This is a genomic window from Microbacterium sp. LCT-H2 (genome assembly GCF_001866135.1).
Taxonomy (GTDB): Bacteria; Actinomycetota; Actinomycetes; order Actinomycetales; family Microbacteriaceae; genus Microbacterium.
This window is the reverse complement of sequence record NZ_MODW01000002.1, coordinates 373,874-398,162: the sequence shown is the minus strand read 5'-3', so window position 1 is coordinate 398,162 and position 24,289 is coordinate 373,874. Positions and strand designations below refer to the sequence as shown.

The 24,289-nt window shown below is 70.3% G+C and carries 23 protein-coding genes; 7 read left to right on the top strand and 16 right to left on the bottom strand.

Features of this window, described 5'->3' with window-relative positions:
* Positions 1–71 precede the first annotated feature (71 nt).
* A complete protein-coding gene (locus tag BK819_RS06285; protein ID WP_083391684.1) occupies positions 72–698 on the top strand; it encodes a hypothetical protein in 627 nt (208 codons plus the stop codon).
* A 172-nt stretch (positions 699–870) separates the two neighbouring features.
* Entirely contained in the window at positions 871–2,754 is a 1,884-nt protein-coding gene (locus tag BK819_RS06280; RefSeq protein WP_071328384.1) for a chorismate-binding protein, read from the top strand.
* Between the two features lie 15 nt (positions 2,755–2,769).
* Here the strand turns inward: BK819_RS06280 and BK819_RS06275 are convergent, their stop codons facing one another.
* On the bottom strand, positions 2,770–4,083 hold the full coding sequence (locus tag BK819_RS06275; RefSeq protein ID WP_143049256.1) for an RIP metalloprotease: 1,314 nt from the start codon (positions 4,081–4,083) through the stop codon (positions 2,770–2,772).
* Positions 4,084–4,149: 66 nt separating this feature from the next.
* On the opposite strand from BK819_RS06275, the gene BK819_RS06270 reads away from it, so the two are divergent.
* From BK819_RS06270 to BK819_RS06260, 3 genes are all read left to right on the top strand, one after another.
* The gene (locus BK819_RS06270; RefSeq protein WP_071328383.1) at positions 4,150–4,734 is read left to right on the top strand and encodes a hypothetical protein; all 585 of its coding nucleotides are present in this window, start codon (positions 4,150–4,152) and stop codon (positions 4,732–4,734) included.
* A gap of 92 nt (positions 4,735–4,826) precedes the next feature.
* Positions 4,827–5,501: a YcnI family protein gene (locus BK819_RS06265; RefSeq protein ID WP_071328382.1), complete on the top strand. Its 675-nt coding sequence runs from the start codon at positions 4,827–4,829 to the stop codon at positions 5,499–5,501.
* Positions 5,502–5,592: 91 nt separating this feature from the next.
* On the top strand, positions 5,593–7,209 hold the full coding sequence (locus tag BK819_RS06260) for a Mur ligase family protein (protein WP_071328740.1): 1,617 nt from the start codon (positions 5,593–5,595) through the stop codon (positions 7,207–7,209).
* 12 nt (positions 7,210–7,221) lie between these two features.
* On the opposite strand, the gene dxr is transcribed toward BK819_RS06260, so the two are convergent.
* Entirely contained in the window at positions 7,222–8,304 is a 1,083-nt protein-coding gene (gene dxr, locus BK819_RS06255; protein ID WP_071328381.1) for a 1-deoxy-D-xylulose-5-phosphate reductoisomerase, read from the bottom strand.
* 43 nt (positions 8,305–8,347) lie between these two features.
* Positions 8,348–9,310: an FKBP-type peptidyl-prolyl cis-trans isomerase gene (locus BK819_RS06250; RefSeq protein ID WP_071328380.1), complete on the bottom strand. Its 963-nt coding sequence runs from the start codon at positions 9,308–9,310 to the stop codon at positions 8,348–8,350.
* Between the two features lie 124 nt (positions 9,311–9,434).
* Here BK819_RS06250 and BK819_RS06245 point away from each other — a divergent pair, with 124 nt between their 5' ends.
* Positions 9,435–10,214: a 1-acyl-sn-glycerol-3-phosphate acyltransferase gene (locus BK819_RS06245; RefSeq protein ID WP_071328379.1), complete on the top strand. Its 780-nt coding sequence runs from the start codon at positions 9,435–9,437 to the stop codon at positions 10,212–10,214.
* A 9-nt stretch (positions 10,215–10,223) separates the two neighbouring features.
* On the opposite strand, the gene BK819_RS06240 is transcribed toward BK819_RS06245, so the two are convergent.
* Complete coding sequence (locus BK819_RS06240; protein WP_071328378.1) at positions 10,224–10,721, bottom strand: OsmC family protein; 498 nt, start codon at positions 10,719–10,721, stop codon at positions 10,224–10,226.
* 81 nt (positions 10,722–10,802) lie between these two features.
* Here BK819_RS06240 and BK819_RS06235 point away from each other — a divergent pair, with 81 nt between their 5' ends.
* Positions 10,803–11,798 (top strand): asparaginase, encoded by a 996-nt coding sequence (locus BK819_RS06235; RefSeq protein WP_071328377.1) that lies wholly within the window; start codon positions 10,803–10,805, stop codon positions 11,796–11,798.
* A gap of 38 nt (positions 11,799–11,836) precedes the next feature.
* Here BK819_RS06235 and BK819_RS06230 read toward each other — a convergent pair whose 3' ends face one another.
* The 12 genes from BK819_RS06230 to atpB all read right to left on the bottom strand — a co-directional run bounded on the left by BK819_RS06230 (position 11,837) and on the right by atpB (position 24,248).
* On the bottom strand, positions 11,837–14,605 hold the full coding sequence (locus BK819_RS06230; RefSeq protein ID WP_083391683.1) for an FtsK/SpoIIIE domain-containing protein: 2,769 nt from the start codon (positions 14,603–14,605) through the stop codon (positions 11,837–11,839).
* 57 nt (positions 14,606–14,662) lie between these two features.
* Positions 14,663–15,460 (bottom strand): PP2C family serine/threonine-protein phosphatase, encoded by a 798-nt coding sequence (locus BK819_RS06225; RefSeq protein WP_071328375.1) that lies wholly within the window; start codon positions 15,458–15,460, stop codon positions 14,663–14,665.
* Between the two features lie 243 nt (positions 15,461–15,703).
* Positions 15,704–16,495 (bottom strand): hypothetical protein, encoded by a 792-nt coding sequence (locus tag BK819_RS06220; protein WP_071328374.1) that lies wholly within the window; start codon positions 16,493–16,495, stop codon positions 15,704–15,706.
* A gap of 138 nt (positions 16,496–16,633) precedes the next feature.
* Positions 16,634–17,380 carry a YaaA family protein gene (locus BK819_RS06215; RefSeq protein WP_071328373.1) on the bottom strand — a complete coding sequence of 249 codons (747 nt, stop codon included), beginning with the start codon at positions 17,378–17,380 and terminating at the stop codon, positions 16,634–16,636.
* 75 nt (positions 17,381–17,455) lie between these two features.
* The gene (locus BK819_RS06210) at positions 17,456–17,716 is read right to left on the bottom strand and encodes a F0F1 ATP synthase subunit epsilon (RefSeq protein ID WP_025103153.1); all 261 of its coding nucleotides are present in this window, start codon (positions 17,714–17,716) and stop codon (positions 17,456–17,458) included.
* 2 nt (positions 17,717–17,718) lie between these two features.
* Entirely contained in the window at positions 17,719–19,173 is a 1,455-nt protein-coding gene (gene atpD / locus BK819_RS06205) for a F0F1 ATP synthase subunit beta (protein WP_025103152.1), read from the bottom strand.
* Positions 19,174–19,199: 26 nt separating this feature from the next.
* A complete protein-coding gene (locus BK819_RS06200; RefSeq protein WP_025103151.1) occupies positions 19,200–20,096 on the bottom strand; it encodes a F0F1 ATP synthase subunit gamma in 897 nt (298 codons plus the stop codon).
* A gap of 19 nt (positions 20,097–20,115) precedes the next feature.
* Positions 20,116–21,756 carry a F0F1 ATP synthase subunit alpha gene (atpA, locus tag BK819_RS06195; RefSeq protein WP_062634989.1) on the bottom strand — a complete coding sequence of 547 codons (1,641 nt, stop codon included), beginning with the start codon at positions 21,754–21,756 and terminating at the stop codon, positions 20,116–20,118.
* A 47-nt stretch (positions 21,757–21,803) separates the two neighbouring features.
* Positions 21,804–22,595, bottom strand: coding sequence for a F0F1 ATP synthase subunit delta (locus BK819_RS06190; protein ID WP_071328372.1), 792 nt, complete (start codon positions 22,593–22,595; stop codon positions 21,804–21,806).
* Positions 22,595–23,152 (bottom strand): F0F1 ATP synthase subunit B, encoded by a 558-nt coding sequence (locus tag BK819_RS06185; protein ID WP_025103148.1) that lies wholly within the window; start codon positions 23,150–23,152, stop codon positions 22,595–22,597. Before BK819_RS06185 ends, BK819_RS06190 begins: the two co-directional genes overlap by 1 nt.
* Before the next feature lie 27 nt (positions 23,153–23,179).
* Positions 23,180–23,416 (bottom strand): ATP synthase F0 subunit C, encoded by a 237-nt coding sequence (gene atpE / locus BK819_RS06180; RefSeq protein WP_025103147.1) that lies wholly within the window; start codon positions 23,414–23,416, stop codon positions 23,180–23,182.
* A gap of 43 nt (positions 23,417–23,459) precedes the next feature.
* Positions 23,460–24,248: a F0F1 ATP synthase subunit A gene (atpB, locus tag BK819_RS06175; protein WP_036292497.1), complete on the bottom strand. Its 789-nt coding sequence runs from the start codon at positions 24,246–24,248 to the stop codon at positions 23,460–23,462.
* Positions 24,249–24,289 lie beyond the last annotated feature (41 nt).

Sequence of the window (24,289 nt, the reverse complement as noted above, 5' to 3'; positions counted from 1 at the left end):
ACTGCTGGCACGATCCCAGCCTACGCCGCCAGGATGCAGAAGGGCTGGATGCGGGCGCTTACGCTGAGGACATGGCGGTCATCCTCCTCACCGGCTTCGATCCCTTCGACGGCGCAGCCCGCAATCCCTCGACGGAGGCCGTGGAGACAGTCGCCGCCGGATACGACGGCCCTCACGACCTGGTCGTCGCGACGCTGCCGGTGTCGTTCGCCCGATCGGCCGCGCTCCTGCGGGAGCGGATCGCCCAGCACTCCCCCGACGCGGTCGTGTGCACGGGCCTCGCCGGCGGAAGCGATCGGGTCGCGGTCGAGCGCGTCGGGCTGAACCTGATCGACGCGCGGATCCCCGACAACGACGGCGTGCAACCGGTGGACCAGCACAGCCATCCGGACGGTCCGGCCGCCCGATTCGCCACCCTCCCCGTGAAGCGCCTCGTGCGCCTGCTCGCCGATGCGGGTCTCCCCGCACGCCTCTCGCTCTCCGCGGGCTCGTACGTGTGCAACCACGTGCTGTACACGGCGCTCTCCGCCGTCCCCGCGCACGTGCCCGCCGGCTTCGTCCATCTGCCCTGGTCCCGCAGCACCGCGCCGGCCGGCGCTCCACACCTGGACGACGAGGAGATCGCGCGCGGCGTGCGCCTGCTCGTGGATCACTGCCTCGACGACGAGGAAGCGGGAACCGGCGGCTCTCTCTGGTGACGTCACGCCGCCCGGCCGGCAGGGCGGGGTGTGGTAGTTTCGCCCCAATGATCGCGCACATCACCTGGTGGCCCGCCTCCTAGGCGGTGTGTTCGCGTTCCCTCGAATCCAGACCGCCTCCGGGGCGGTCTTTTCGTTGCGCCGAGCCGGAGCCCTCGCACAGGAGACATCGATGACCCTCTCTCGCCTCGACGAGCTCAGCGCCGATCCCACCGCGTCCTTCGTGCTGATCGCGCGGGACGGCACAGACACCGTGGAGCTGCTCACCGGCGACGTGACCGACGTCGAGCTGCTCGCCGACATCCCGCTGACCGTCGACGGAGAGCCGCGGGAGGTCTTCGCCCTCGTCCCGTATCGACAGGTCCGCGAGCGCGGCTTCGTGGCTCAGGACGACGGCGCCCCGCTGCGCTGTCTCGTCGTGGCGGAGCACCTCCACCTGCCGACCGCCGCCGTGCTCGACGCGCTCCCCTCTTCCCCTGTCCCCCTGCGTGACGAGGGCTTCGACATCGCCGACGAGGAGTACGCCGCGATCGTGGAGACGGTGATCGCCGATGAGATCGGCCGCGGCGAGGGCGCGAACTTCGTCATCCGCCGCGACTTCACCGCGACCGTCGACGCCGATGAGCGCACCGCGGCGCTCACCTGGTTCCGAGCGCTCCTCACTCACGAGCGCGGCGCCTACTGGACGTTCGCGGTCGTCACCCCCGGTCACATCGCGGTGGGCGCGAGCCCCGAGGCGCATGTCGTGGCCCGCGGCGGCGTCGTCACCATGAACCCCATCTCGGGCACCTTCCGGCATCCGGCGGGCGGCGCGACGAAGGAGACGCTCACCGACTTCCTCACGTCGACCAAGGAGACCGAGGAACTGTTCATGGTCGTCGACGAGGAGCTCAAGATGATGAGCGCCGTCTGCGCCGACGGCGGACGCATCACGGGCCCGCATCTCAAGGAGATGTCGCGGCTGACGCACACGGAGTACATGCTGCGCGGCCGGAGCGGACTGGACCCGCGGGACATCCTCCGCGAGACGATGTTCGCCCCGACCGTGACCGGCTCGCCCATGCAGAACGCCTGTGCCGTGATCCGGCGGCACGAGCGCAAGCCCCGGGGGTACTACTCCGGGGTGGCCGCGCTGTTCACCCCCCACGGCGACGGCGGGCACGACCTCGACGCCCCGATCCTCATCCGCACGGTGTACCTGCAGGACGGCGCGCTGAGCGTGCCCGTCGGCGCCACCCTCGTCCGGCACTCGGACCCGCACGGCGAGGTCTCCGAGACACACGGCAAGGCCGCGGGCGTGCTGGGAGCCATCGGCGCGATCGACCGGGACCGTGTGGCGGAGGCGCGGAGCGACGCCGACGCCCCCGGTGAGCCCCGGCGTCTCGCCGACGACCCGGACGTCGCCGCGCTCCTCTCCTCGCGCAACGCCCGCCTCGCCGAATTCTGGCTGAACCCGCAGGGCGAGGACTTCACGGGTCCGTTCTCCGGCCGCTCCGCCCTCGTGGTCGACGCCGAGGACCGCTTCACGACGATGCTCGCGCATCAGCTCCGCCATCTCGGGCTCGACGTGACGATCGCCTCCTGGGACACGGTCGACGACGAGGCGGTCGAGACGGCCGATCTCGTCGTCGCCGGCCCCGGCCCCGGCGACCCCCGAGACGACGCGAGCCCGCGCATCGCACGGATGCGGGAGGTGGTGGCGGCCCGCCTGCAGGCGCAGTCGCCGCTGCTCGCGGTGTGCCTGAGCCACCAGATCCTGGCGGACCGGATGGGGATCGCGCTGACGCCCCTCGACGCTCCGCACCAGGGGCTGCAGAAGGCCGTGCCGGTGTTCGGCGAGGACGCCTCGATCGGGTTCTACAACACCTTCACGGCGCGGGTCGACCCGGGAGTGACGACGGTGGGCGCGGCCGAGGTCTCCGCCGATCCGGTGACCGGAGACGTCTACGCGCTGCGCGGCGACGGCTTCGCCTCGGTGCAGGGTCACCTCGAATCGATCCTGTCCCGCGACGGCATCCGCACGCTGGAGCGCCTGGCGGCGCACGCCCTGCGCTGAGCGCGCTCCGGCCGCTCAGCCCAGGAGCTTGACCGGGTTGAACAGGTCGGCCACGAGCAGGAGCGCGCCCATCGCGATCAGCAGCGTCGCGACGACGACGGTCAGCGGCACGAGCTTGGTGGCGTCGACCGGCGTCGGCGGCGGCCGTCGGAAGAGCTTCGCCCACGCCCGCTTGACCCCCTCCCACAGCGCGACGACGATGTGTCCGCCGTCGAGCGGCAGCAGCGGGATGAGGTTGAAGACGAAGAGCGCGACGTTGAGCGAGCCGAGAAGGCCGAGCAGCACGGCGAAGCGGTTCAGCACCGGAGCGTCCGTCGCGGCCACCTCGCCCGCGAGGCGTCCGACGCCGACGACGCTCAGCGGACCGTTCGGATCGCGTTCGCCACCCGTCACCAGCGAGACCCCGACGTCCCACAGCCGCACCGGCAGCGTCACGATCAGCGAGCCGACCCGCGCGACGGTATCCGCCGCCAGCTGCGGGCCGGCGGTCAGCGGCTGCTGCACGTAGCCCATCTGCGCGATCATCCCCGCGTAGCCGACCTCCTTCACGACGGGCTCGCCGTCGTCGTCGAGCACCGGCTGCCCGCTCGCATCCGTGAGGGTGCGCTCCGCGGCGATGGGTGTGAGGGTGAGCGTCCGCTCGGTGCCGTCCCGGCGCACCACGAGGGCGAGGGGCTCGCCCGGTGAGGCCTGGACGATGGCGGTGGCCTCGGCGAAGGTCGACACCGGCTTCCCGTCGATGGACACGAGGACGTCGCCGGGCTGCACATCGGCCGCCGCGGCGGGTGACTCCGGATCGTCGGCCCCGCACTCGGTCGCCGTCGACGATGCGGGGACCACGCACTCGTTCACCGCCGCGACCGTCGTGGTGCCCTGCTGCACACCGATCCCGCTGACGAGGACGGTGAAGATGACCACGGCCAGCAGGAGATTCATGAGCGGTCCACCGAGCATCACGATCACGCGCTTCCACACCGGCAGCTTGTAGAAGACCCGGTCCTCCGCGCCCTCCGCGATCGTCTCGTCGTTGGCCGAGCGCGCGTCCTGGATGAGCGTGCGGAACGCCCCGGACGCCGGCCCGCTGTCCTTCGACGACGGATACATGCCCGACATCGAGATGAACCCGCCGAGGGGCAGCAGCTTGAAGCCGTACTCCGTCTCGCCGATCCGCTTCGACCACAGGCGCGGCCCGAAGCCGATCATGTACTGGCCGACACGCACGCCGAAGAGCTTGGCGGGGACGAGGTGGCCGACCTCGTGCAGACCGATCGAGAGGCCGAGGCCGATCAGCATGAACACGATGCCGCCCAGATAGAGCAGGAATTCCACAGGCCCACGCTACTGCCCGCAGCCTAGGAATCCGCCCGGCTCGCGCAGCGTCGCTAGGCTGGCACGATGACGTCCCGGCAGCTGCGCTTCCTCCGCGCCGCCGCCGTGTCCGCGATCGCCACACTCCTCGCGGCCGTCTCGCACACGCTCGCCGGCGGCGCCGCCCCGCACCCGCTGCTCATCGCCGCCGTCGCCGCGCTCTTCGTGCCCTTCTCCGCCGCCGTGGTCGGCGAGCGGTCGTCGCGCGCGCGGGTCGCGGTGGCCGTGATCCTGGCGCAGGGCGCGTTCCACCTGCTCTTCCAGCTTCTGGGTGCTCCCACCGCCGGAGACGCCCCCGGCCTCGGCGCCCACTCCCACCACCTCGACCTGAGCGCGCTCGGCCCGCTGTCACCGACCCCAGGGCCGGGAGCGCTGATGCTGTCGGCCCACCTCGCAGCCGCCCTGCTGACGACGGTGCTGCTGTGGCATGGCGAGAGCGTGCTGCGTACGATCGCCCGCTGGTTCCTGGCCGCTCTCCGACGCGGGACGGCACCCGCCACCACGCCTCCGGCACCCCCGCGTCCGCTGCGCTCCGCTCTTCTCCCTCCGCTCGACGTCGCGACGACCGCCGTGGTCTCGCGACGCGGTCCTCCGGTGCTCGTCGGCGGCTGAGCCGTCCCTCGATCCGGCCGTCCCCGTTCGACGGCCCTTTCTTCCGGGCTGCGCAGTTCCGGCGCGCCCGCACACGAGCATCTGGAGACCCTATGTCGAACACCACCATCCGTCCCCGTCGTCCGCGCCGCGCCTTCCTCGGAGCCACCGGCATCGTCGGCGGACTCGCCCTCGCCCTCGCCGTGCCCGCGATGGCCGGGGCGCACGTCAGCGTCAGCCCCGACGAGCTCGCCGCGGGCGACCACGGCGTGCTGACCTTCTCGTTCTCGCACGGCTGCGGCACCTCGCCCACCACGGCCCTGCGCATCACCATGCCGGACGGCCTCGCCTCGGTCGCCCCGACGCTCGACGGCGACTGGACGATCCAGGTCGAGCGCGGCGACGACGGTCTCGTGAGCGCCGTCACGTACACCGCCCTCACCCCGGTGCCGACTGACCTGCGCGGTGCCGTGAGCATGTCGGTGGGCCTGGACGAGGACACGCCCGAGTCGCTCGCCTTCCCGGTGGTCCAGCAGTGCGTGGACGGCGCGACCGAGTGGACGCAGCTCGCCGAGAAGGGTGAGGACCCCCACGACCTCGACTCGCCTGCGCCTGTCGTGACGGTCACGGACGGCGCCGCGGACGGTCACGGCTCGAGCGCCGCGCCGCAGCCCGCGACGGCGGACGACGGCGACGACGCGCTGGGCATCGCCCTGGGCGCCGGCGGCCTCCTCGCCGGTGTCGCGGCGCTCGTGGTCGCGGTGCTCGCGTTCCGCCGCCGCGCCTGATCCCCGGTCCGCCGCGCCCGACTCCGGCGCGCGGCGGACCGACCCGCCCGAGCTGACACCGCCGTCGTGAGAACATGGAGACGACATGTCGATGGAACAACAGCCGACCCTGCCCCCCGTGCTCCGCCCGGCGAACCCGCCCCGGCGCGAGCTGTCCGAACTCGCCTCGCTGTTCGCCCGCTCCGTGCGTGGCGACGTGGAGGGCGTCGCTCTCAGTGGCATCACCCTCGCCACGGCCGACCTGCGTCCCGGCGAGGCGTTCGTCGCGATCCGCGGCGTGAACCGCCACGGCGCGGACTTCGCGAAGACCGCCGCCGAGAAGGGAGCCGTCGCGGTCATCACGGACCAGGCGGGTGCCGACATCGCCGCGGACGCCGGTCTCCCGATCCTCATCGTCGACGATCCCCGCGGCGTGCTCGGCGCGCTGAGCGCCTGGGTGTACGGCACGGGCGCGGAGGATCCGCTCCCCCTCCTGTTCGCGACCACCGGAACGAACGGCAAGACGAGCGTCTCCCACCTCCTCGAGGGCATCCTCGACCAGATGGGCGTCGTCACCGGGCTCTCCTCCACCGCCGAACGGCACATCGCGGGTGAGGTCATCGTCTCGCGGCTCACCACCCCCGAGGCCTCCGAGATGCACGCCCTCCTCGCGCTCATGCGCGAGCGCGAGGTCGAGGCCGTCGCGGTCGAGGTCAGCGCCCAGGCCCTGTCCCGGCACCGCGTCGACGGCATCCGATTCGACGTCGCGGGGTTCACCAACCTCAGCCACGACCACCTCGACGACTACGCGGACATGGAGGAGTACTTCGAGGCGAAGCTGCCTCTCTTCCGCCCCGATCGTGCCGTGCGCGGCGTCGTCTGCCTCGACTCCTCCTCCGGCGCCCTGGTCGTCGAACGCTCCGAGATCCCCGTCGTCACCGTCGGGACACCCTCCATCGCGGCCGACGCCGACGCGGCGACGCAGGCCGACTGGGTGGTCGTCATCGACGACGAGCGGACGACCGGCACGACGTTCACGATGACGGGACCGGCCGGCACCCTCACCACGACGGTGCCGGTGATCGGTCCGCACATGGCGGCGAACGCGGCGCTCGCGATCGTCATGCTGCTCGAGGGCGGCTATGCGTGGGATCGCATCGTCGAAGCCCTGCAGCGTGACGGCGGCATCCACGCCTATCTGCCCGGCCGCACCCAGCTCGTCTCGGGCGCGCGAGGACCGGCGGTCTTCGTCGACTTCGGCCACTCGCCCGACGCCTTCGAGAAGACCCTGGCGGCCGTGCGACGGGTGACCCCCGGCAAGGTGCTCATGCTGTTCGGCGCCGACGGAGACCGGGACGCCAGCAAGCGCTTCGACATGGCCCGCACCGCGGTGGAGGGCAGCGACATCCTCGTCGTGACCGATCATCACCCGCGGTTCGAGGACCCGGCGTCGATCCGCGCGACCCTCGTCGAGGGCGCGCGTCGCGCCCGGCCTGACGCCGAGATCCACGAGTACTCCCCGCCGGAGGCCGCGATCGTGGCCGCCGTCGGACTCGTCGGCGACGGCGACGCGATCCTCTGGGCCGGCCCCGGGCACCAGGACTACCGCGACATCCGCGGGGTGCGGACGCCATACTCCGCCCGCGAGCTCTCCCGGCGTGCACTGAAGGCCGCCGGCTGGCCGGTGCCGGAGCCGCGCTGGCCCGTGCCGTACCCGGACGAGGACTGAGCCCGCGTCGCGTCAGGCGGCGGCGATGAGCTGATCGGCCTTCCGCCGCGCCCAGTCCTCCGCCGCTGCGAGCGACTCCACGGTCAGCGCATCCGGCGCGTCGTGCGCGTCCACGACGCGCTGGACGGTGTCGACGATGCCGAGGAACGGCAGGCGTCCCTCGTGGAACGCGTCCACGGCCTGCTCGTTGGCGGCGTTGTAGACCGCGGGGAACGTGCCTCCGACACGTCCGACCGCCTTCGCGAGCGCCACCGCGGGGAAGGCGGCGTCGTCGAGCGGCTCGAACGTCCACGACGTGGCGGTGGTCCAGTCCAACGGCCGACCGACCCCACCCACCCGGTGCGGCCAGTCCAGGCCCAGCGAGATCGGCAGCCGCATGTCCGGCGGAGAGGCCTGGGCGATGGTGGATCCGTCGATGAACTCCACCATGGAGTGCACGACCGACTGCGGGTGCACGACGACGTCGATGTCGTCGTAGGGCACGTCGAACAGCAGGTGCGCCTCGATGACCTCGAGGCCCTTGTTGACCAGCGTGGCGGAGTTCGTGGTGACCGTGCGTCCCATGTTCCACGTCGGGTGCGCGAGCGCATCCTGCGGCGTGACGGCGGTGAGCTCGTCGCGCGACTTCCCGCGGAAGGGCCCGCCTGAGGCCGTGACCACCAGCCGACGGATCTCGTCGTGTGTGCCGGAGCGCAGGGCCTGCGCGAGAGCGGAGTGCTCGGAGTCCACCGGCACGATCTGGCCGGGGGCTGCTGCGGCCAGCACGAGATCGCCGCCGACGATCAGCGACTCCTTGTTCGCCAGGGCGAGCGTCCGCCCCTCCTCCAGCGCAGCCAGCGTCGAGCCCAGACCGATCGAGCCGGTGATGGCGTTCAGCACCACATCGGCTTCGACGTCGCGGACCAGCTGCTCCGCCTCCGCCGCGCCGAGAGCGGTGTGCTCCACCTGGAACTGCGCCGCCTGTTCGGACACCATCGCGGCGTTCGACCCCGCGGCGAGACCGACGAGCTCGAAGCGTCGAGGGTTGGCGCGGATCACATCCAGCGCCTGGGTGCCGATGGAACCGGTGGAGCCGAGGATGATGACGCGACGCATGACGCCAGCCTAGGACACGTGTCTGCGCCGTCCGAGACGGCGGCTACTGCTGCGGCTGGACCGGAGTCGTCGCGAGGATGTCGACGACGAACACGAGGCTCTCGTCCTGCAGCTCGTGGCCCTCGCTCGCGCCGTAGCCGTCGGACGGCGGCATGACGACGAGAACCTGCGAACCGACCTTCTGCCCCTCGAGCGCCTTCTGGAAGCCGGCGACGACCCCCGTGGTCTGGAACTGCGCCGGGGCGGCGTCACGGCTCCAGCTGGAGTCGAACTCCTCGCCGTCGGACCACTTCACGCCGAGGTACTGCACGACCACGAGGTCGCCGGACGCGACCGTCGCACCGTCGCCCTGCTTGAGGACGGAGACCTTCGTCTCGGCCGGCGCGTCGCCGTCCGGGATCGTGACGGTCGGCTTGCCGTCGTCGTCGAGCTCGACCTCGGGCATGCCGGCGGTCGGCTCGACCGGCTCACCCGTCGCGACCTCGGGGAGTCGGTCGACGGCCTCCGCGTAGACGACGATGTTGCTCTGGCCCTCACCGAGCGCGCTGCCGGGGATCGCGAGGACGACGCGGGATCCGACCGGCTCGCACTCCAGCGCGGCGACGAACAGCGACGACTGGTTCGGGTCGAGGAGCACGGGGAGCGTGCCGTCCTCGCCACGCGCCGAGGAGTCGACCACGTCGCCGCTGGCGGCATCGACGATCTGGTACTGGACGGAGACGAGGTCGTTCGCCGCGAGGTCGTCCCCGTCGCCCTCGGACACGACGGTCCGCTCGACGTTCGCGAACTCCGCATCGGCGGGAACCGTGATCTTGGCGTCGAGGCCTTCGCCGTCGACCTCGATGGCGTCCGAGGTGTCGCCGGCCTTCGCGTTCACGAGGCACTGGCTCGACCCGGAGGCGTCCGGAGAGGAGGTGCTCTGCGGATCGCCGTTCCCGGAGCAGCCCGCCAGCAGCAGGGTCGCCGCAGCGACGGTGGACAGGACGAGCAGCGGACGGGTGCGCACAGGAAGACCTCACGATCGCGGGCGGGAGCTTCCATCCTGCCTCATCGCCCTTTGCTCGCGCTGGGAAGCGGCGGCGCGAGTCTTCATTCCCACGTCGGCATGGATCCGGGAGTAGCCTGCTCTGATGAGCTCTGAGCAGTCCGTGGACCCCGAAACCCCCTCAGAGGACTCCCCGAAGCCCCGGCACGCCGGCTTCACCTACGCCCTGGGCCGCAGCCTCATTGCCCCGCTCGCCCGGCTCGTCTACCGGCCGCACATCGAAGGACGCGAACACGTCCCCACCACCGGCCCGGTGATCTTCGCCAGCAACCACCTGTCGTTCATCGACTCCATCGCCATCCCCGTGGCAGCCCCGCGTCCCGTGCATTTCCTCGCCAAGTCGAGCTACTTCGAGGGCACCGGCCTGAAGGGCTGGGCCTCCAAGACGTTCTTCGAGTCGATCGGTGCGATCCCGGTCCGCCGCGGCGCCGGCCAGGCGGCTCTCGACGCCCTCGACCTGCAGCGTCAGCTCCTCGACGAGGGCCTCGCCGTCGCGCTGTACCCCGAGGGCACCCGCTCCACCGACGGCCGGCTGTACAAGGGCCGCACGGGCGTGGCGTTCCTCGCCCTGCAGACGGGAGCCCCCGTGGTCCCCGTGGGACTCATCGGCACCGACAAGGTCATGCCGGTAGGAGCCACGATGCCCACGCTCTCCGAGCGGATCACCGTGCGCTTCGGGGAGCCCCTGGATCTGTCCCCGCACGGACCGGCCACGAGCGGCCGCGCACGCCGACTCGCGACCGACGAGATCATGGCCGCGATCCACGCCCTCTCCGGACAGGAGCTCGCGGGCACCTACAACGAGGCGCCCGCACAGAACACGATCGAGAAGATCAAGCAGGCGCTCCCGCACGAGCGCCGCTGAACGGTTCGCTCAGCCGGCGGCCGTCACCGTCGCCTCGTGCCGGACGGGGAAGTTGACCGAGTTGGCGATGAAGCACCACTCGTTCGCCTGGGCGTGCGCCCGCTCGGCCGCCTCGATCATCGACGCCTCGGCGACGACGACCTCCGGCCGCAGCAGCACCTCGGCGAAGGACCCGCCGCCTGCGCCGTTCTCGCGCATCACGCCGCTCGCGGTGTCGCGGTAGGACACGACCACGACGCCGGCCGTCACGCACGCATGCAGATAGGACAGCAGGTGGCACTCGGAGAGGGAAGCCAGCAGGAGGTCCTCCGGGTTCCAGCGCGACGGATCGCCACGGAAGGGCTTATCGGACGACGCGAGCAGTTCCGGCTTCCCCTCGACCTCGATCGTGACATCACGGCGGTAGTCGCGATAGCCGCTCGTGCCGGTTCCGGTGTTGCCCGTCCAGGTGGAGGTGAGGGCGTACCGGTGCTCGCCGAGGGGCCGCGGAGTCGTCTGCTCTGGCATGATCCCAGTCTGTCAGGCGGCGCCGACACCCGGGCTCCGTCCTCGACGGAGGCGAGCCGCACCCGCCGGTAGAGTTGTCGGGTGCTGGAGACTCTCACCGTTCAGGATTCCGTCGAACTCGCCGTCGTGGAGCGGAGCGGCTTCATCGAGTCGCGTCACGCCGGGGCGGCCGTGGTGCTCTCCCCCGAGGGCGAGGTGGTCGCGCGGCACGGCAACACGGAGGCGCTGATCCTCCCGCGTTCCAGCCTCAAGCCGGTGCAGGCGGTCGCCTGTCTCACGGCGGGCGCCGTGCTCGAGGGCGAGCAGTTGGCTCTGTCCACAGCCAGCCATTCCGGAACCGACCGGCACGCCGAGGTCGTGCGCGAGATGCTCACCGCCGGCGGCCTCAACGAGGACGACCTCGCGTGTCCCCCGGCGTGGCCGAGCGACTCCGCGACCCGCGACGAGATGGTGCGCGAGCACGGCCAGGAGGCGCGCGTCCGGATGAACTGCTCCGGCAAGCACGCCGCCATGCTCCGCGCCTGCATCGCGACCGGTTGGCCGACCGACGGCTATCTCGACCCCGCGCACCCGCTCCAGGCCCACATCCGCGACGTCGTCGAGCGGCTGACCGGCGAGAAGATGGCCCACACCGCGATCGACGGCTGCGGCGCCCCGGTGTACGCCCTCACCCTCACGGGCCTGGCCCGCGCGATCCATCGCATCGGAACCGCTTCCGAGCGCTCCCCCTTCGCCCTGCACCGCGTGGCCGGATCGCTGGTGAAGGCGGTTCGCGAGAACCCCTGGACCATCGACGGCCCCGGGCGCCCCGACACCATCGCGATCGAACGCCTCGGCGTCTTCGCCAAGGGCGGCGCGGAGGGCGTCATGGTGATGGTGGCTCCGAACGGGACGACGGTCGCGCTCAAGATGCTGGACGGCGGCGCTCGCGCGTCGACCATCGTCGCCGCGACTCTGCTGGCTCGCGCGGGCGGGCTCCGTGACGCTGAGGTGGCTGCCTTGAGTGATGCCCTGCCGCTCACGGTGCACGGAGGCGGAGCGAGCGTCGGCACCATCCGTCCGGGCGCAGGGATCTGACCAGACCGCCTCGAACGCTGCCGCGGCCGACGGAGGGGTCACCGACGCCCCAGCGCCGGAAGGACAACCCGTCGTGGCGGGCGGTCCCCGATCACGGACCAGGCGCGCCCGGCGTCCGGCCGCGCGTAGGGCGGCAGAGCTCGGACGCCGACGAGCTGACGGAGCTCGCTCGGCCGCTCGGCGCGGATGAGCACTTCCCCGCGCGAGCGCACCTGCTGCCATAAGGCCACGTGACGCTGCCAGGTCTCCGCATCCGCCACCAGCACGAGTGGCTTCCCTGTCCCGCATACCTCCGGACCCACCCCACGCACGTCCCACTCCGGGTGTGCCGTCTTCAGCGCAGCGACGACGGCCGGCGCGCCGGGGGTGACCAACGCTGCCATCTCCGTCTGCGGCACCCACGCGGCGGTGCTTCGCCCCGGCACTCCGCTGCGGCGGAGCGCGCCGGAGGCCTCCACCCAGGCGAACTGCATCTCCCGGTCGCCGAGCATGGCCCGCCCCGCCGGACGGTCGCGCCGGAAGTGCGCCACCTCACCGCCCGCCGCGATATGCTCCACGCGTGTCGGCATCCGCAGGAGTGCGCGCCGCGGAAGCGCCTCCAGCACCCGTGCCAGCGGCCCCGTCATCCGGCCGGCCGTGAGCACCCAGGTGGTGCCGGTCGCTGAGCGCACCAGCTGCTCCCAACGCTGGACGAACTCGTGGCCGACCTCGAGCGGGAGGACCGCGTGGAGCTGGTCGAGATCGTCGGCGAGTAGGAGGTCGGGTGGTGCCACCTCGCCCTCGGCCCACGCGGCGAGCAGGTCCACCGCCGCCTCGGGGTCGTCGGGGAACCATGTGCTGTCCGGATGCTGCGCCGCGATCACCCGCAAGACCGTCGTCCTTCCCGTTCCCGGGGCGCCCAGGACGACCAGGCCACGTTCACGGCCAGGGCGCAGGAGTTCGAGCGGCTGCTTCTGGTGCTCGGGGTCGTCGGCACGCCCGAGCACGACTCGGGAGTCGGCGCCGGACAGCCCCGCGGCCCCTGCGTGCTCGATCAGCGTGGGGAGCGGCAGGCGTGCCGGGAGAGCAGGCTGCCAGGGCGGTGGGCATGCCTGCGCTCCGGCCCATCGCTTCCCGATGCCTCGGATGACGTCGTCGTCGGTGAGGGCGATGCGCACCGCCAGCGGCGCGTCGTCCTGCGGACGTCGTAGCAGCGCGCGACCTCGGCCGTCCGGTCCGCCGGGAAGCTCGGCCGCGCCGGAGGTGCCGAGCATGGCCCTGCTGTCGGCGGCTTCGGCGACGCGCAGACTCAACCGCAGCGGACAGTTCGTGGCGAGGGCATCGCGGATGACCCCGGCGGCACGCTGGGTGCCGAGGACCAGGTGCATCCCCAGGGCTCTGCCCCGCGCCGCGACGTCGGTGAACACCGCGGCCAGCTCCGCATGCTCCTGCAGCAGCGCGGCGAACTCGTCGACGACGATCAGGAGCCGCGGAAGATCGGTCTCCTGCACGTCGCGCGCCCGCGCCGCAGCGAGCGCGCTCTCGCGGCGACGCATCTCCGCGGCCAGGCTCGCGACGCCACGCCGTGCCTCCGTCTCGTCGAGGTCCGTGAGAACGCCGACGACCTGCGGCAGGTCCCGCAGGCGCTCGAAGGCGGTTCCCCCTTTGAAATCCGCAAGGAGGAAGTTCACCCGGTCCGGGCCGTACCCGGCGCAGATAGCCGCGACCCAGGTGACGAGGAGTTCACTCTTCCCCGTGCCCGTCATCCCCGTGACGATCGCGTGCGGACCGTCGTCGACGATGTCGGCGGTCATCGGCTCACCGTGTGCTCCGCGACCGAGGGCGACGAGGAGACCCGTGCCCATCGGCGGTTGCGGCAGCTCTCGCAGCACCACCACTGACGCCTCCGCCCGAGCCGCGTCCGCCTGCCCGCCGCACAGCTCCGCGACCGCCTCCGCCTGCGCGGACGACAGGAACTCGACGTCGAGCTCGACGACGCCGTCCGGAGTGCGCAGCACCGCCGCACCGGGTTCCTCGATGTCGAGCACGGTCGTGATCCCCTCCGGCACGTCGCTGCCGGCCGGCAGGACCCAGATCACCGCGTCAGCACTCGGCTCCGACGATGCCTCGGCAGCGAGAGCGAGGCGGAACCCACCGCGTCGCGCCCGCTGCACGTGCGGAAACGCCGCCGCGGCCGGCTCGCCCACGTCGGGGCCGACGACGAGAGAGAGCACACTGGGCGAGAAGCGCAGGCAGAGCTGGACGACGAAGCCGCGTGCCGCGGCCTGTACGAGAGGAATGGGCCCGCGAAGACACACCCCTCGTCCGAGGGGGACGACCTGAGGCACGTCATCCAGCACGCCGCATCGACGGCGGAAGTCGTCGGCGCGTTCGTCGTCTCCGCCCTCGCAGCGCACGGTGCTGACCCGGGACCCGCGTCCCACGACGAGCGAGGTGTCTTCGCCCGGCGGCCGCGCATCGCGCAGCGGGCGATCCCGCACACAGGAGGCGGCGTCCGGATGGCGTCGTTCCTCCTGCGCCCGCTCGCGTGCGTGGCGACGGTGCAGTTCCGCCTCGAGCTCGCTCCAAGCGGCGCTCACCCGGTCGGCATCGAGCCGTCGCTCCCGCCGTCGGCCGCGGGCCGAGTCGACGAGAGAGGCTCCCAGCATCAGCGGCCCCAGCGCTGCGAACCACAGTGCATGCACGGCGCCGGTCGTGCCCCAGAGAGCCAGGCCCACGCCCACCGGGACGATGGCGGCGACGAGGGGGAGCGCGCGGCGCCGGGCGGGCGGTATCGCGGACGGGAGGAGCAGAGGCGAGGAGTCCATGACTCCAGTGGAGCTCATCCTCCGGGCGGCTACGGCCCTTCCACAGGGTGCGGAGCGCTACTCCCCCGACTCCGCTGATGGGGAGGAGGAGTCGTCGGGGTCGTCGACCTGCAGGACGATCACCGTGACGTTGTCACGGCCGCCGTTGTCGAGTGCCGCGGCGAGCATCGCATCGACGCTCTCGGCCGGGTCGGCGTGGGCCCGGAGGAAGTGCTGGATGCCATAGTCCGTGAGCTCTTTCGTGAGACCGTCGGAGCAGATGACGAACCGGTCTCCCGGGCGCACGTCGATGGTGATGTAGTCCGGCGCCGTGAGCTCACTCGCGCCCACTGCACGGGTGATCACATTGCTGTAGGGGTGTCCCTCGGCCTCTTCCGGGCTGAGCTTGCCGGCGGCGATGAGCTCCTGCACGACGGAGTGATCGGTCGTGACCTGCAGGAGCCGATCGTCGCGCAGGAGATAGACGCGGGAATCGCCGATGTTCAGCGCCACCCAGTGAGGTTCGCCGTCGTGCTCTTCCAGGTACACACCGGTGAGCGTGGTGCCCGTGCCCTCATCGGTGGTGTCGGGGTGCCCGGCGATGTCGTCCACGGCGAGAGCGAGCGCCTTCTCGATCGAGGACGGAGAGACCTCGTCGGCGTCCACCACCGCGCGCAGTCGGGTGACCGTGCTCTGGCTGGCGATCTCGCCACCGGCGTGGCCGCCCATGCCGTCCGCGACGATGAACAGCGGGTACTCGGCGAGCAGAGCATCCTGATTGGTCTCTCGGCGCCGCCCCTGGTCGGTCACCCCGGCCCAGGACAGCAGCAACGGACGATGCGCAACCGTGACGGTGTGCGTCTTGGTCTCAGCCACGAACTGCCTCCGATGGACCTGCGGCGAATGGGGCGGGCGCAGGATACTCACACATCGTAATGGAACTCGCTCTCCTGGTCCGCACCGGGGTCGCGGTGATCGGGGCGCGGAGCGAAGGGCGGAGCGTGAACGACCCTCCGGTGCGACGAGTTCATGCCTCCACGTTAGCGGCATGCCGGGACGCGCCGGGACCACGGACGCGAAGAACCCCCGGTCCGGAGACCGGGGGTTCTTCTTCTGTCGTCACGCAGGCGGCTGCGTGGGGTCGTTCGGCGTGGTCGGCGGAGCCGGAGGAGCCGCGGGCGGAGCCGCGGGCGGAGCCGGAGGCGTCGTGGGCGGAGCTGCGGGAGGTGCCGGAGGAGTGGTCGGCGGCACCGGAGGGACCGGCGCGCCCGTCGCCGGGGCGGCGGGAGCAGCCGGCGGCGCATAGCCGGGCGCAGCGGGCGGCGTGAACGCCTGTGTGGGCGGTGCATACCCCTGCGGCGGAGTGCCGTACCCCTGCGGAGCGCCGTAGCCCTGCTGCGGCGCGACCGCTGCCGGCTGGACGGGAACCCCGTCCCAGACCGTGCGGTCGCCGAGGAAAGCGTTGCCCGCCCAGGAAGCCGGCTGGATGTTGGGGTTCCAGCGCGACTTGTCGAAGGCGTTGATGCCGAGCCACACGATGGAGAGGAAGACGTAGAGGACCACCCAGACGGCGTCCTTCTGGAGCTTGAGGCCCACGCGCCACGCCGCGATGACCGAGAGCACCCCGAGGGCGAGCGAGAAGAGGAAGCCGATGCCGATCCAGCTCAGCAGGGCGGCACCCGCGATGCCGTAGAGGACGAGCCACGGGCTCAGATCGCCGAGCTTGAAGAAGATCATGGAGTTGTAGACCGGCACCCAGGCGCGCCAGTTCCCCTGCACCCCGGCCTTCTGGAAGATCTTCATGTAGAAGAGCGACACCAGGACGTATCCGGCGACCGCGATCAGCAGGATGACGAAGAAGTAGGCGAAGAGCAGGCCGAGATAGCCCGCTCCGTAGTCGTCGTAACCCATGAGGCTCACATTCTCTGGTCAGGGGAGACGGCTTTCGTCCCCCACCACGAGACTCCCCGCCTCGCATTGGACATGGTAGCGGTGCACCCAGGGGGCGGCAACGACCGCCGGAGGCGATTCGCCGGGCTCGAGTGACCGTCAGTCGGCGACGACCAGCTCGACCTCGCCGCCCACCGCACCGTTCCGGAGCACGAAGTCATGCGCCTGGGCCCACCGCTGCAGGGCGCGGAGCGAGCCCAGCCGCGGACGATCCTCCGCCAGCGCGCGCACGAGCAGCCCCTTGCTCTTCTTGTTGAAGTGGTTCAGGGCTCTCCCTTGCGCCGTGACGACCCGCACATACGCCGACGACACCGCGTCAGGCACGGGACCGAGCGCCGCGTACGCCTCGCTGCGCAGATCGAGGACGAACGCGGGGGCGTCGGCCGCGATCGCCGCCGTCGTCGGCTCGGCCCAGTGACGGCGGAGCGGCGCCATCCCGGGCACCGCCGTGCCGGCCGCGAGGCGATACGTCGGAATCGCGTCCAGAGCGGCGACGGGGCCGAACGGGGCGCTGTGGATCCACACATGGGCATCCAGCCAACGGCGGGAGGCAGCCGACAGCGACGCCGCATCGAGGGCGTCGAACAGCACCCCGGTGTAGCGGTCCACCGCGGGCATCGTGGCCGAGGTCCGCAGGGCCCGGTTGTGCGCGACGTCTCCCCGCTGCCGCTCGCTGAGCTTGAGCACCCGCCGGGCGGCGTCCTCGTCGTCCGCGAGAGCGACGAGGGCATCGATCACGGCATCCCGTTGCGGAGCGAGATCGGGAAGCGCGAGCACCGACACGTCCAGGGGGCCGCCGTCACCGCCCTCGCGCTTGGTCTCGGACGGCGGGAGCAGGATCTTCATGGGACCTCGGGGAAAAGAGACGCGTCCGCCTCGGCACCCGGGCGGGTGTCGAGGCGGACGCGATGTACAGGACTGTCAGGAGATGAGTGCCGCGTTGCCGGCCACGATCGTCAGGACGTCGCCCTCCATCGAGAGGAATCCGTCCTGCGCGTTCGCCAGCACCTTGGCGCCATCCGTCTGGGTGATCCGGACCTGGCCCTCGGCGAGGATGGCCAGCACCGGCTCGTGACCGGACATGAAGCCGATCTCGCCCTCGACGGTCTTGGCGACCACGAGGCTCGCCTCTCCCGTCCAGACCTCCGCGTCGGCGGAGACGAGGCTGACGTGCAGCGCCATGGTCAGGCGTTCTCCTTCTGGATCTGCGCCCAGCGCTCCTCCACGTCGGAGATGCCACCGACGTTGAAGAAGGCCTGCTCGGCGACGTGGTCGAAGTCACCGCGGGTGATCGCATCGAACGACTCGATGGTCTCCTTCAGCGGCACGGTCGAACCCTCGACGCCCGTGAACTTCTTCGCCATGTAGGTGTTCTGCGAAAGGAACTGCTGGATGCGGCGTGCACGCGACACGACGATCTTGTCTTCCTCGGAGAGCTCGTCGACACCGAGGATGGCGATGATCTCCTGCAGCTCCTTGTTCTTCTGGAGGATCTGCTTGACCGTGGTGGCCACGCGGTAGTGGTCCTCGCCCAAGTAGCGGGGATCCATGATGCGCGACGTCGAGGTCAGCGGGTCGATGGCCGGGTACAGACCCTTCGACGCGATCTCACGCGAGAGCTCGGTCGTCGCGTCGAGGTGCGCGAAGGTGGTGGCCGGAGCCGGGTCGGTGTAGTCATCGGCCGGCACGTAGATCGCCTGCAGCGAGGTGATCGAGTGACCACGCGTCGAGGTGATGCGCTCCTGGAGGAGGCCCATCTCGTCGGCGAGGTTCGGCTGGTAGCCCACGGCGGAAGGCATGCGGCCCAGCAGCGTGGAGACCTCGGAACCGGCCTGCGTGAAGCGGAAGATGTTGTCGATGAAGAGCAGCACGTCCTGCTTCTGCACGTCACGGAAGTACTCCGCCATCGTCAGAGCCGACAGGGCGACGCGAAGACGCGTCCCCGGCGGCTCGTCCATCTGACCGAAGACGAGGGCGGTCTTGTCGAAGACGCCCGCCTCCTCCATCTCGTGGATGAGGTCGTTGCCCTCACGGGTGCGCTCACCGACACCGGCGAACACCGACACACCACCGTGGTCCTGCGCGACGCGCTGGATCATCTCCTGGATGAGGACGGTCTTGCCGACACCGGCACCACCGAAGAGACCGATCTTTCCACCCTGCACGTACGGGGTGAGGAGGTCGATCGACTTGATGCCCGTCTCGAACATCGTGGTCTTCGACTCGAGCTGGTCGAAGTTCGGGGCCTTGCGGTGGATGGGCCAGCGCTCCGTGACCTCGATGGTCTCACCGGGCTCGCCGTTGAGGACCTCGCCGATCACGTTGAAGACCTTGCCCTTGGTGATGTCACCGACGGGGACCGAGATGGCCTCACCGGTGTCACGCACCTCCTGACCGCGGACGATGCCGTCGGTCGGCTTCAGGGCGATGGCGCGGACCAGGTCGTCGCCGAGGTGCTGCGCGACCTCGAGCGTGATCTCGGTGGACTCCTCGCCGATCGTGATCGTCGTCTTCAGCGCGTTGTAGATGTCGGGGATCGAGTCGTGCGGGAACTCGATGTCGACAACCGGACCGTTGACGCGGGCGACGCGCCCGACGACCGCGGTCGCCGGCTGCTCAGCCGTGGCGGTGGTGGTCATTTCTTCGTCTCTTTCCTGAGGGTCTGTCAGCTCGATGCGAGAGCGTCGGCGCCACCGACGATCTCGGCGATCTGCTGGGTGATCTCGGCCTGACGCGCGTTGTTGCGCAGGCGGGTGTAGTCGGTGATGAGCTTGTCGGCGTTGTCGCTGGCCGACTTCATCGCCTTCTGCGTCGCGGCCTGCTTGGCGGCGGACGACTGCAGGAGGGCGTTGAAGACGCGGCTCTGGATGTACACCGGCAGGATCGCGTCGAGCACCGTCTCGGCGTCGGGCTCGAACTCGTACAGCGGGTAGACGGTGCTGCCCGCCTCCGAGTCGTCGGCCTCCGCGATCTCCAGCGGCAGCAGGCGCACGGACTCCGGCGACTGCGTCATCATGCTGACGAAGCGGTTGTACACGAGATGGATCTCGTCGACGCCGCCGTCCTCTCCCCCACGGTTGAAGGCCTCGAGAAGCGTCTGCGAGATCTCCTCTGCCGTGTGGAACGAGGGGGTGTCGGTGTCGCCGGTCCACTCTGCAGCGGCCTCGATACGACGGAACTGGAAGTACCCGACGGCCTTGCGGCCCACGAGGTAGAACACCGGCTCCTTGCCCTGCTCGCGCAGGAGCTCCGCCACCTCGAGACCCTCACGGAGGATCTGCGAGTTGAAGGCTCCGGCGAGACCGCGGTCCGACGAGAAGATCACGACCGCGGAACGGCGGATCGTCTCGGGCTCGCGGGTGAGCGGGTGGTCGACGTTCGAGTGCGTCGCGACGGCGGACACGGCCCTCGTCACGGCTCGCGCGAAGGGGGTGGACGCCTTGACGCGTGCCATCGCCTTCTGGATGCGCGAAGCCGCGATGAGTTCCATCGCCTTCGTGATCTTCTTGGTCGTCTGAGCAGAAGAGATCTTCTGCTTGTAGACCCTGAGTTGAGCGCCCATGAATCAGTACCTCACGCGATTACGCGCGACGACCCTTGACGATCTTCTCCTGGTTGACGTCCTCGGCCTCGGCCGCAGCGTGCTCCTCGTGACCAGGGGCGCCGATGGCGTGGCCCTTGCCGCCCTGGAACTCCAGGAGGAAGTTGTCGGTCTGCTTGTCGAGCTCGGCGACGGTCGCGTCGTCCAGCACGTTCGTCTCCCGCAGCGTGTCGAGCACCTTGGTGTTGCGACGCAGGTAGTCGAGCAGCTCGCGCTCGAAGCGCAGCACGTCCTCGACCTCGATCGAGTCGAGCTTGCCGTTGGTGCCGGCCCAGATCGAGACGACCTGCTCCTCCACCGGGTACGGCGAGTACTGCGGCTGCTTGAGCAGCTCGGTCAGACGGGCACCGCGCGAGAGCTGACGGCGCGACGCGGCGTCGAGGTCCGACGCGAACATCGCGAACGCCTCGAGCGAGCGGTACTGCGCCAGCTCCAGCTTCAACGTTCCGGAGACCTTCTTGATCGACTTCACCTGGGCGTCACCGCCGACACGCGACACCGAGATGCCCACGTCGACCGCAGGACGCTGGTTGGCGTTGAAGAGGTCGGACTGCAGGAAGATCTGGCCGTCGGTGATCGAGATCACGTTGGTCGGGATGTATGCCGAGACGTCGTTCGCCTTGGTCTCGATGATGGGGAGACCCGTCATCGAGCCGGCGCCGAGCTCGTCGGACAGCTTCGCGCACCGCTCGAGCAGACGCGAGTGCAGGTAGAAGACGTCACCCGGGTAGGCCTCGCGGCCCGGCGGGCGGCGGAGCAGCAGCGAGACGGCACGGTAGGCCTCGGCCTGCTTCGACAGGTCGTCGAAGATGATCAGGACGTGCTTGCCGCCGTACATCCAGTGCTGGCCGATCGCCGATCCGGTGTACGGAGCGAGGTACTTGAAGCCGGCGGGGTCGGACGCCGGAGCCGCCACGATGGTGGTGTACTCCAGAGCGCCGGCCTCCTCGAGCGCGCCCTTCACCGAAGCGATGGTCGAGCCCTTCTGACCGATGGCGACGTAGATGCAGCGGACCTGCTTGTTGACGTCGCCGGACTCCCAGTTGGCCTTCTGGTTGATGATCGTGTCGATCGCGATGGCCGTCTTGCCGGTCTGGCGGTCGCCGATGATGAGCTGGCGCTGGCCGCGACCGACCGGGATCATCGCGTCGATGGCCTTGATGCCGGTCTGCATGGGCTCGTGGACCGACTTGCGCTGCATGACGCCGGGGGCCTGGAGCTCGAGCTCGCGGACACCCTCGGTCGCGATCGCGCCGAGGCCGTCGATCGGGTTGCCGAGCGGGTCGACCACGCGGCCGAGGTAGCCGTCACCGACCGGGACGGAGAGGACCTCACCCGTGCGGGTGACTTCCTGACCGGCCTCGATGCCGGTGAAGTCGCCGAGGACGACGACGCCGATCTCGTGCTCGTCGAGGTTCAGCGCGAGACCCTTGGTGCCGTCGGCGAAGGTCACGAGCTCGTTCGCCATGACGCCGGGAAGTCCCTCGACGTGAGCGATGCCGTCGGCGGCGTCGATGACGGTGCCGACCTCGGTCGCCGCGGCCCCGGTGGGCTCGTACGCGGCGGCGAAATCCTTCAGCGCGTCACGGATGACGTCGGGGCTGATCGATAGTTCTGCCATTGTCTTCCCTTTGTATCTGGGTGCGCGGTTCCCCGCGCGAAGTCGTGTTAGCCCGCGAGCTTCTGGCGAAGGTCGGCGAGTCGTGCGGAGATGCTGCCGTCGATGACGTCATCGGCGATCTGCACACGCAGGCCTCCGACGACGCTGGGGTCGATGACGACGTTGAGGGACACCTGGCCGCCGTATCGCTGCGAGAGCGTCTGGCCGAGTCGCGTGCGCTGGGCGTCGCTGAGCTCGGTCGCCGTGTGCACCGTGGCCACGAGGCGGCCGCGCTGGCTCGAGACGATGCGCATCGCCCGGCTCAGCAGCTGCCGCACCCGACGCTCGCGCGGCTGACGCACGAGGGACGTGACGATGAGGGCCGTCGGAGCGCTGGCAGAGGCATCGCCGAGGAGGCGCTCGACCAGGGCGGCCTTCGCGTCCTCTCCCCCGAGCCGGCTGCCGAGAGCGAGCTCGAGCTCCGGGTTCGCCGCGATCACCCGCGAGAAGCCGAAGAGCTCTCCCTCGATGTCCGCGCCGGGCTCGGCGACGGTCGCCGCCCGGATCGCGAGCTCCTCGAGACCGTCGATCAGCTCCGACGCGTTCGACCAGCGTTCGGCGACCGCGGTGCGCAGGACGTCCTGCGCAGCGGAGCCGTACTGCCCGAACACCGCGGACACGACGTTCTGCCGGGCCGAGGTCGGAGCCGAGGGGTCAGCCAGCGCGCCGCTCAGCTGAGACGATTCGCCCACGGCCCGCGCGGCCGCGAACAGCTCGCGCGCGGTCTCGAGGGTGACGTCCTTCGCTGCGGCAAGCGTCTGAGTGGATGCCGCGAGTGCCTGAGCGGTCGCGCTGCCCATTACTGAGCCGCCTTCTCGGATGCTTCGAGATCGGCGAGGAAGCGGTCGACCACGGCGGCCGCGCGAGCGTCGTCGGAGAGCGTCTCGCCGACCACGCCGCCGGCGAGGTCGAGAGCGAGCGAGCCGACCTCGCTGCGCAGGGAGACGAGAGCCGTCTGGCGCTCGGCCTCGATCTGCGTGTGCGCGGTGGCGGTCAGACGCGCGGCCTCACTGGCTGCGGTCTCCTTCGCCTCGGCGATGATCTTCTTGCCGTCCTCACGGGCGGCCTCACGGATCTCACCGGCCTCGGTGCGTGCCTCGGCGAGCTGCCGGGTGTACTCCTCGAGAGCCGCTTCCGCCTGCTTCTGCGCCTCATCGGCCTTGGCGATGTTGCCCTCGATGGCGGCGGACCGCTCGTCGAGCATCTTCGTGAGACGGGGAAGGGCGACCTTCCACACGACGGCGAGGATGATGAGGAACCAGAAGCCCGACCAGATGATGTCGTACCACGCGGGGATCAGCGGGTTGTTCGCCGCCTCACCCTCTGCCGCGAGGTTCGTGACAAGAGCGTTCAGCATCCTGTCTCCTTCAGAAGTCGGTGGGGATTACGGGAAGGGGATGAATCCGACGGCGATGCCGACGAACGCAAGCGCCTCGGTGAAGGCGATACCGATCCACATGAGGACCTGCAGGCGACCGGCCAGCTCGGGCTGACGGGCGACGCCCTCGATGGTCTTGCCGACCACGATGCCCACACCGATGGCCGGGCCGATGGCCGCGAGGCCGTAGCCGACCGCCGCGAGGTGGCCGTTGATTTCAGCGAGAACCGTAGTTGCGTCCACGGGTTTTTCCTTTCGTTGGGTGGGTGGGCTGTTGCCCGCCCGCTCAGTGCTCTTCTGCGACCGCGAGCTGGATGTAGACCGCGGTGAGGACGGTGAAGACGTAGGCCTGCAGGACGGCGACCAGGATCTCGAAGAGAGTGAAGGCGCCGCCGAAGGCGAGGGTTCCGATACCGAGGGCAGCCCAGCCGCCGCCCGCGGTGAAGAAGAAGAACTGGGTCGCTGCGAAGCAGAGGACCAGGATCATGTGGCCGACGACGAGGTTCATCAGCAATCGCAGGGTGAGGGTCACCGGGCGGATGATGAACGTCGAGATGAGCTCGATCGGCGTGACGATGAAGTAGACCGGCCACGGCACGCCCGACGGGAAGAGCGCGTTCTTGAAGAAGTTCTTCGGGCTCTTCTTGATGCCGGCATAGATGAACGTGACGTAGCTGACCACGGCGAGCGTGAGCGGAACCGCGATGATCGCCGTTCCCGGCATGTTCAGGAACGGGATGATGCCCGTGATGTTCATGAACAGCACCATGAAGAAGATCGTGGTGAGGATCGGCAGGAAGCGATCGCCGTCCTTGCGGCCCAGCAGGTCGTGAGCGATGCCGCCGCGGACGAAGCCGAGGCCCATCTCGACGAGGCTCTGGAACCGGCCGGGCACGACCTTCATGCGGCGGGTGCCGAGCCAGAGGATCAGGACGACGGCGATCACCGAGAGCAACTGGATCAGGTGGATCCGGTTGACCGGGATGGGTCCGACGTGGAAGAGGATCTCCGGGAAGAACTCATCGATCGAAGGGCCGTGGAACTCGCCATCCGAGGACGCGAGTCGGGGGGTCAGGGTCGCAGCAAGATTAAACAGCGCGGGCTCCAGCTTCGGGG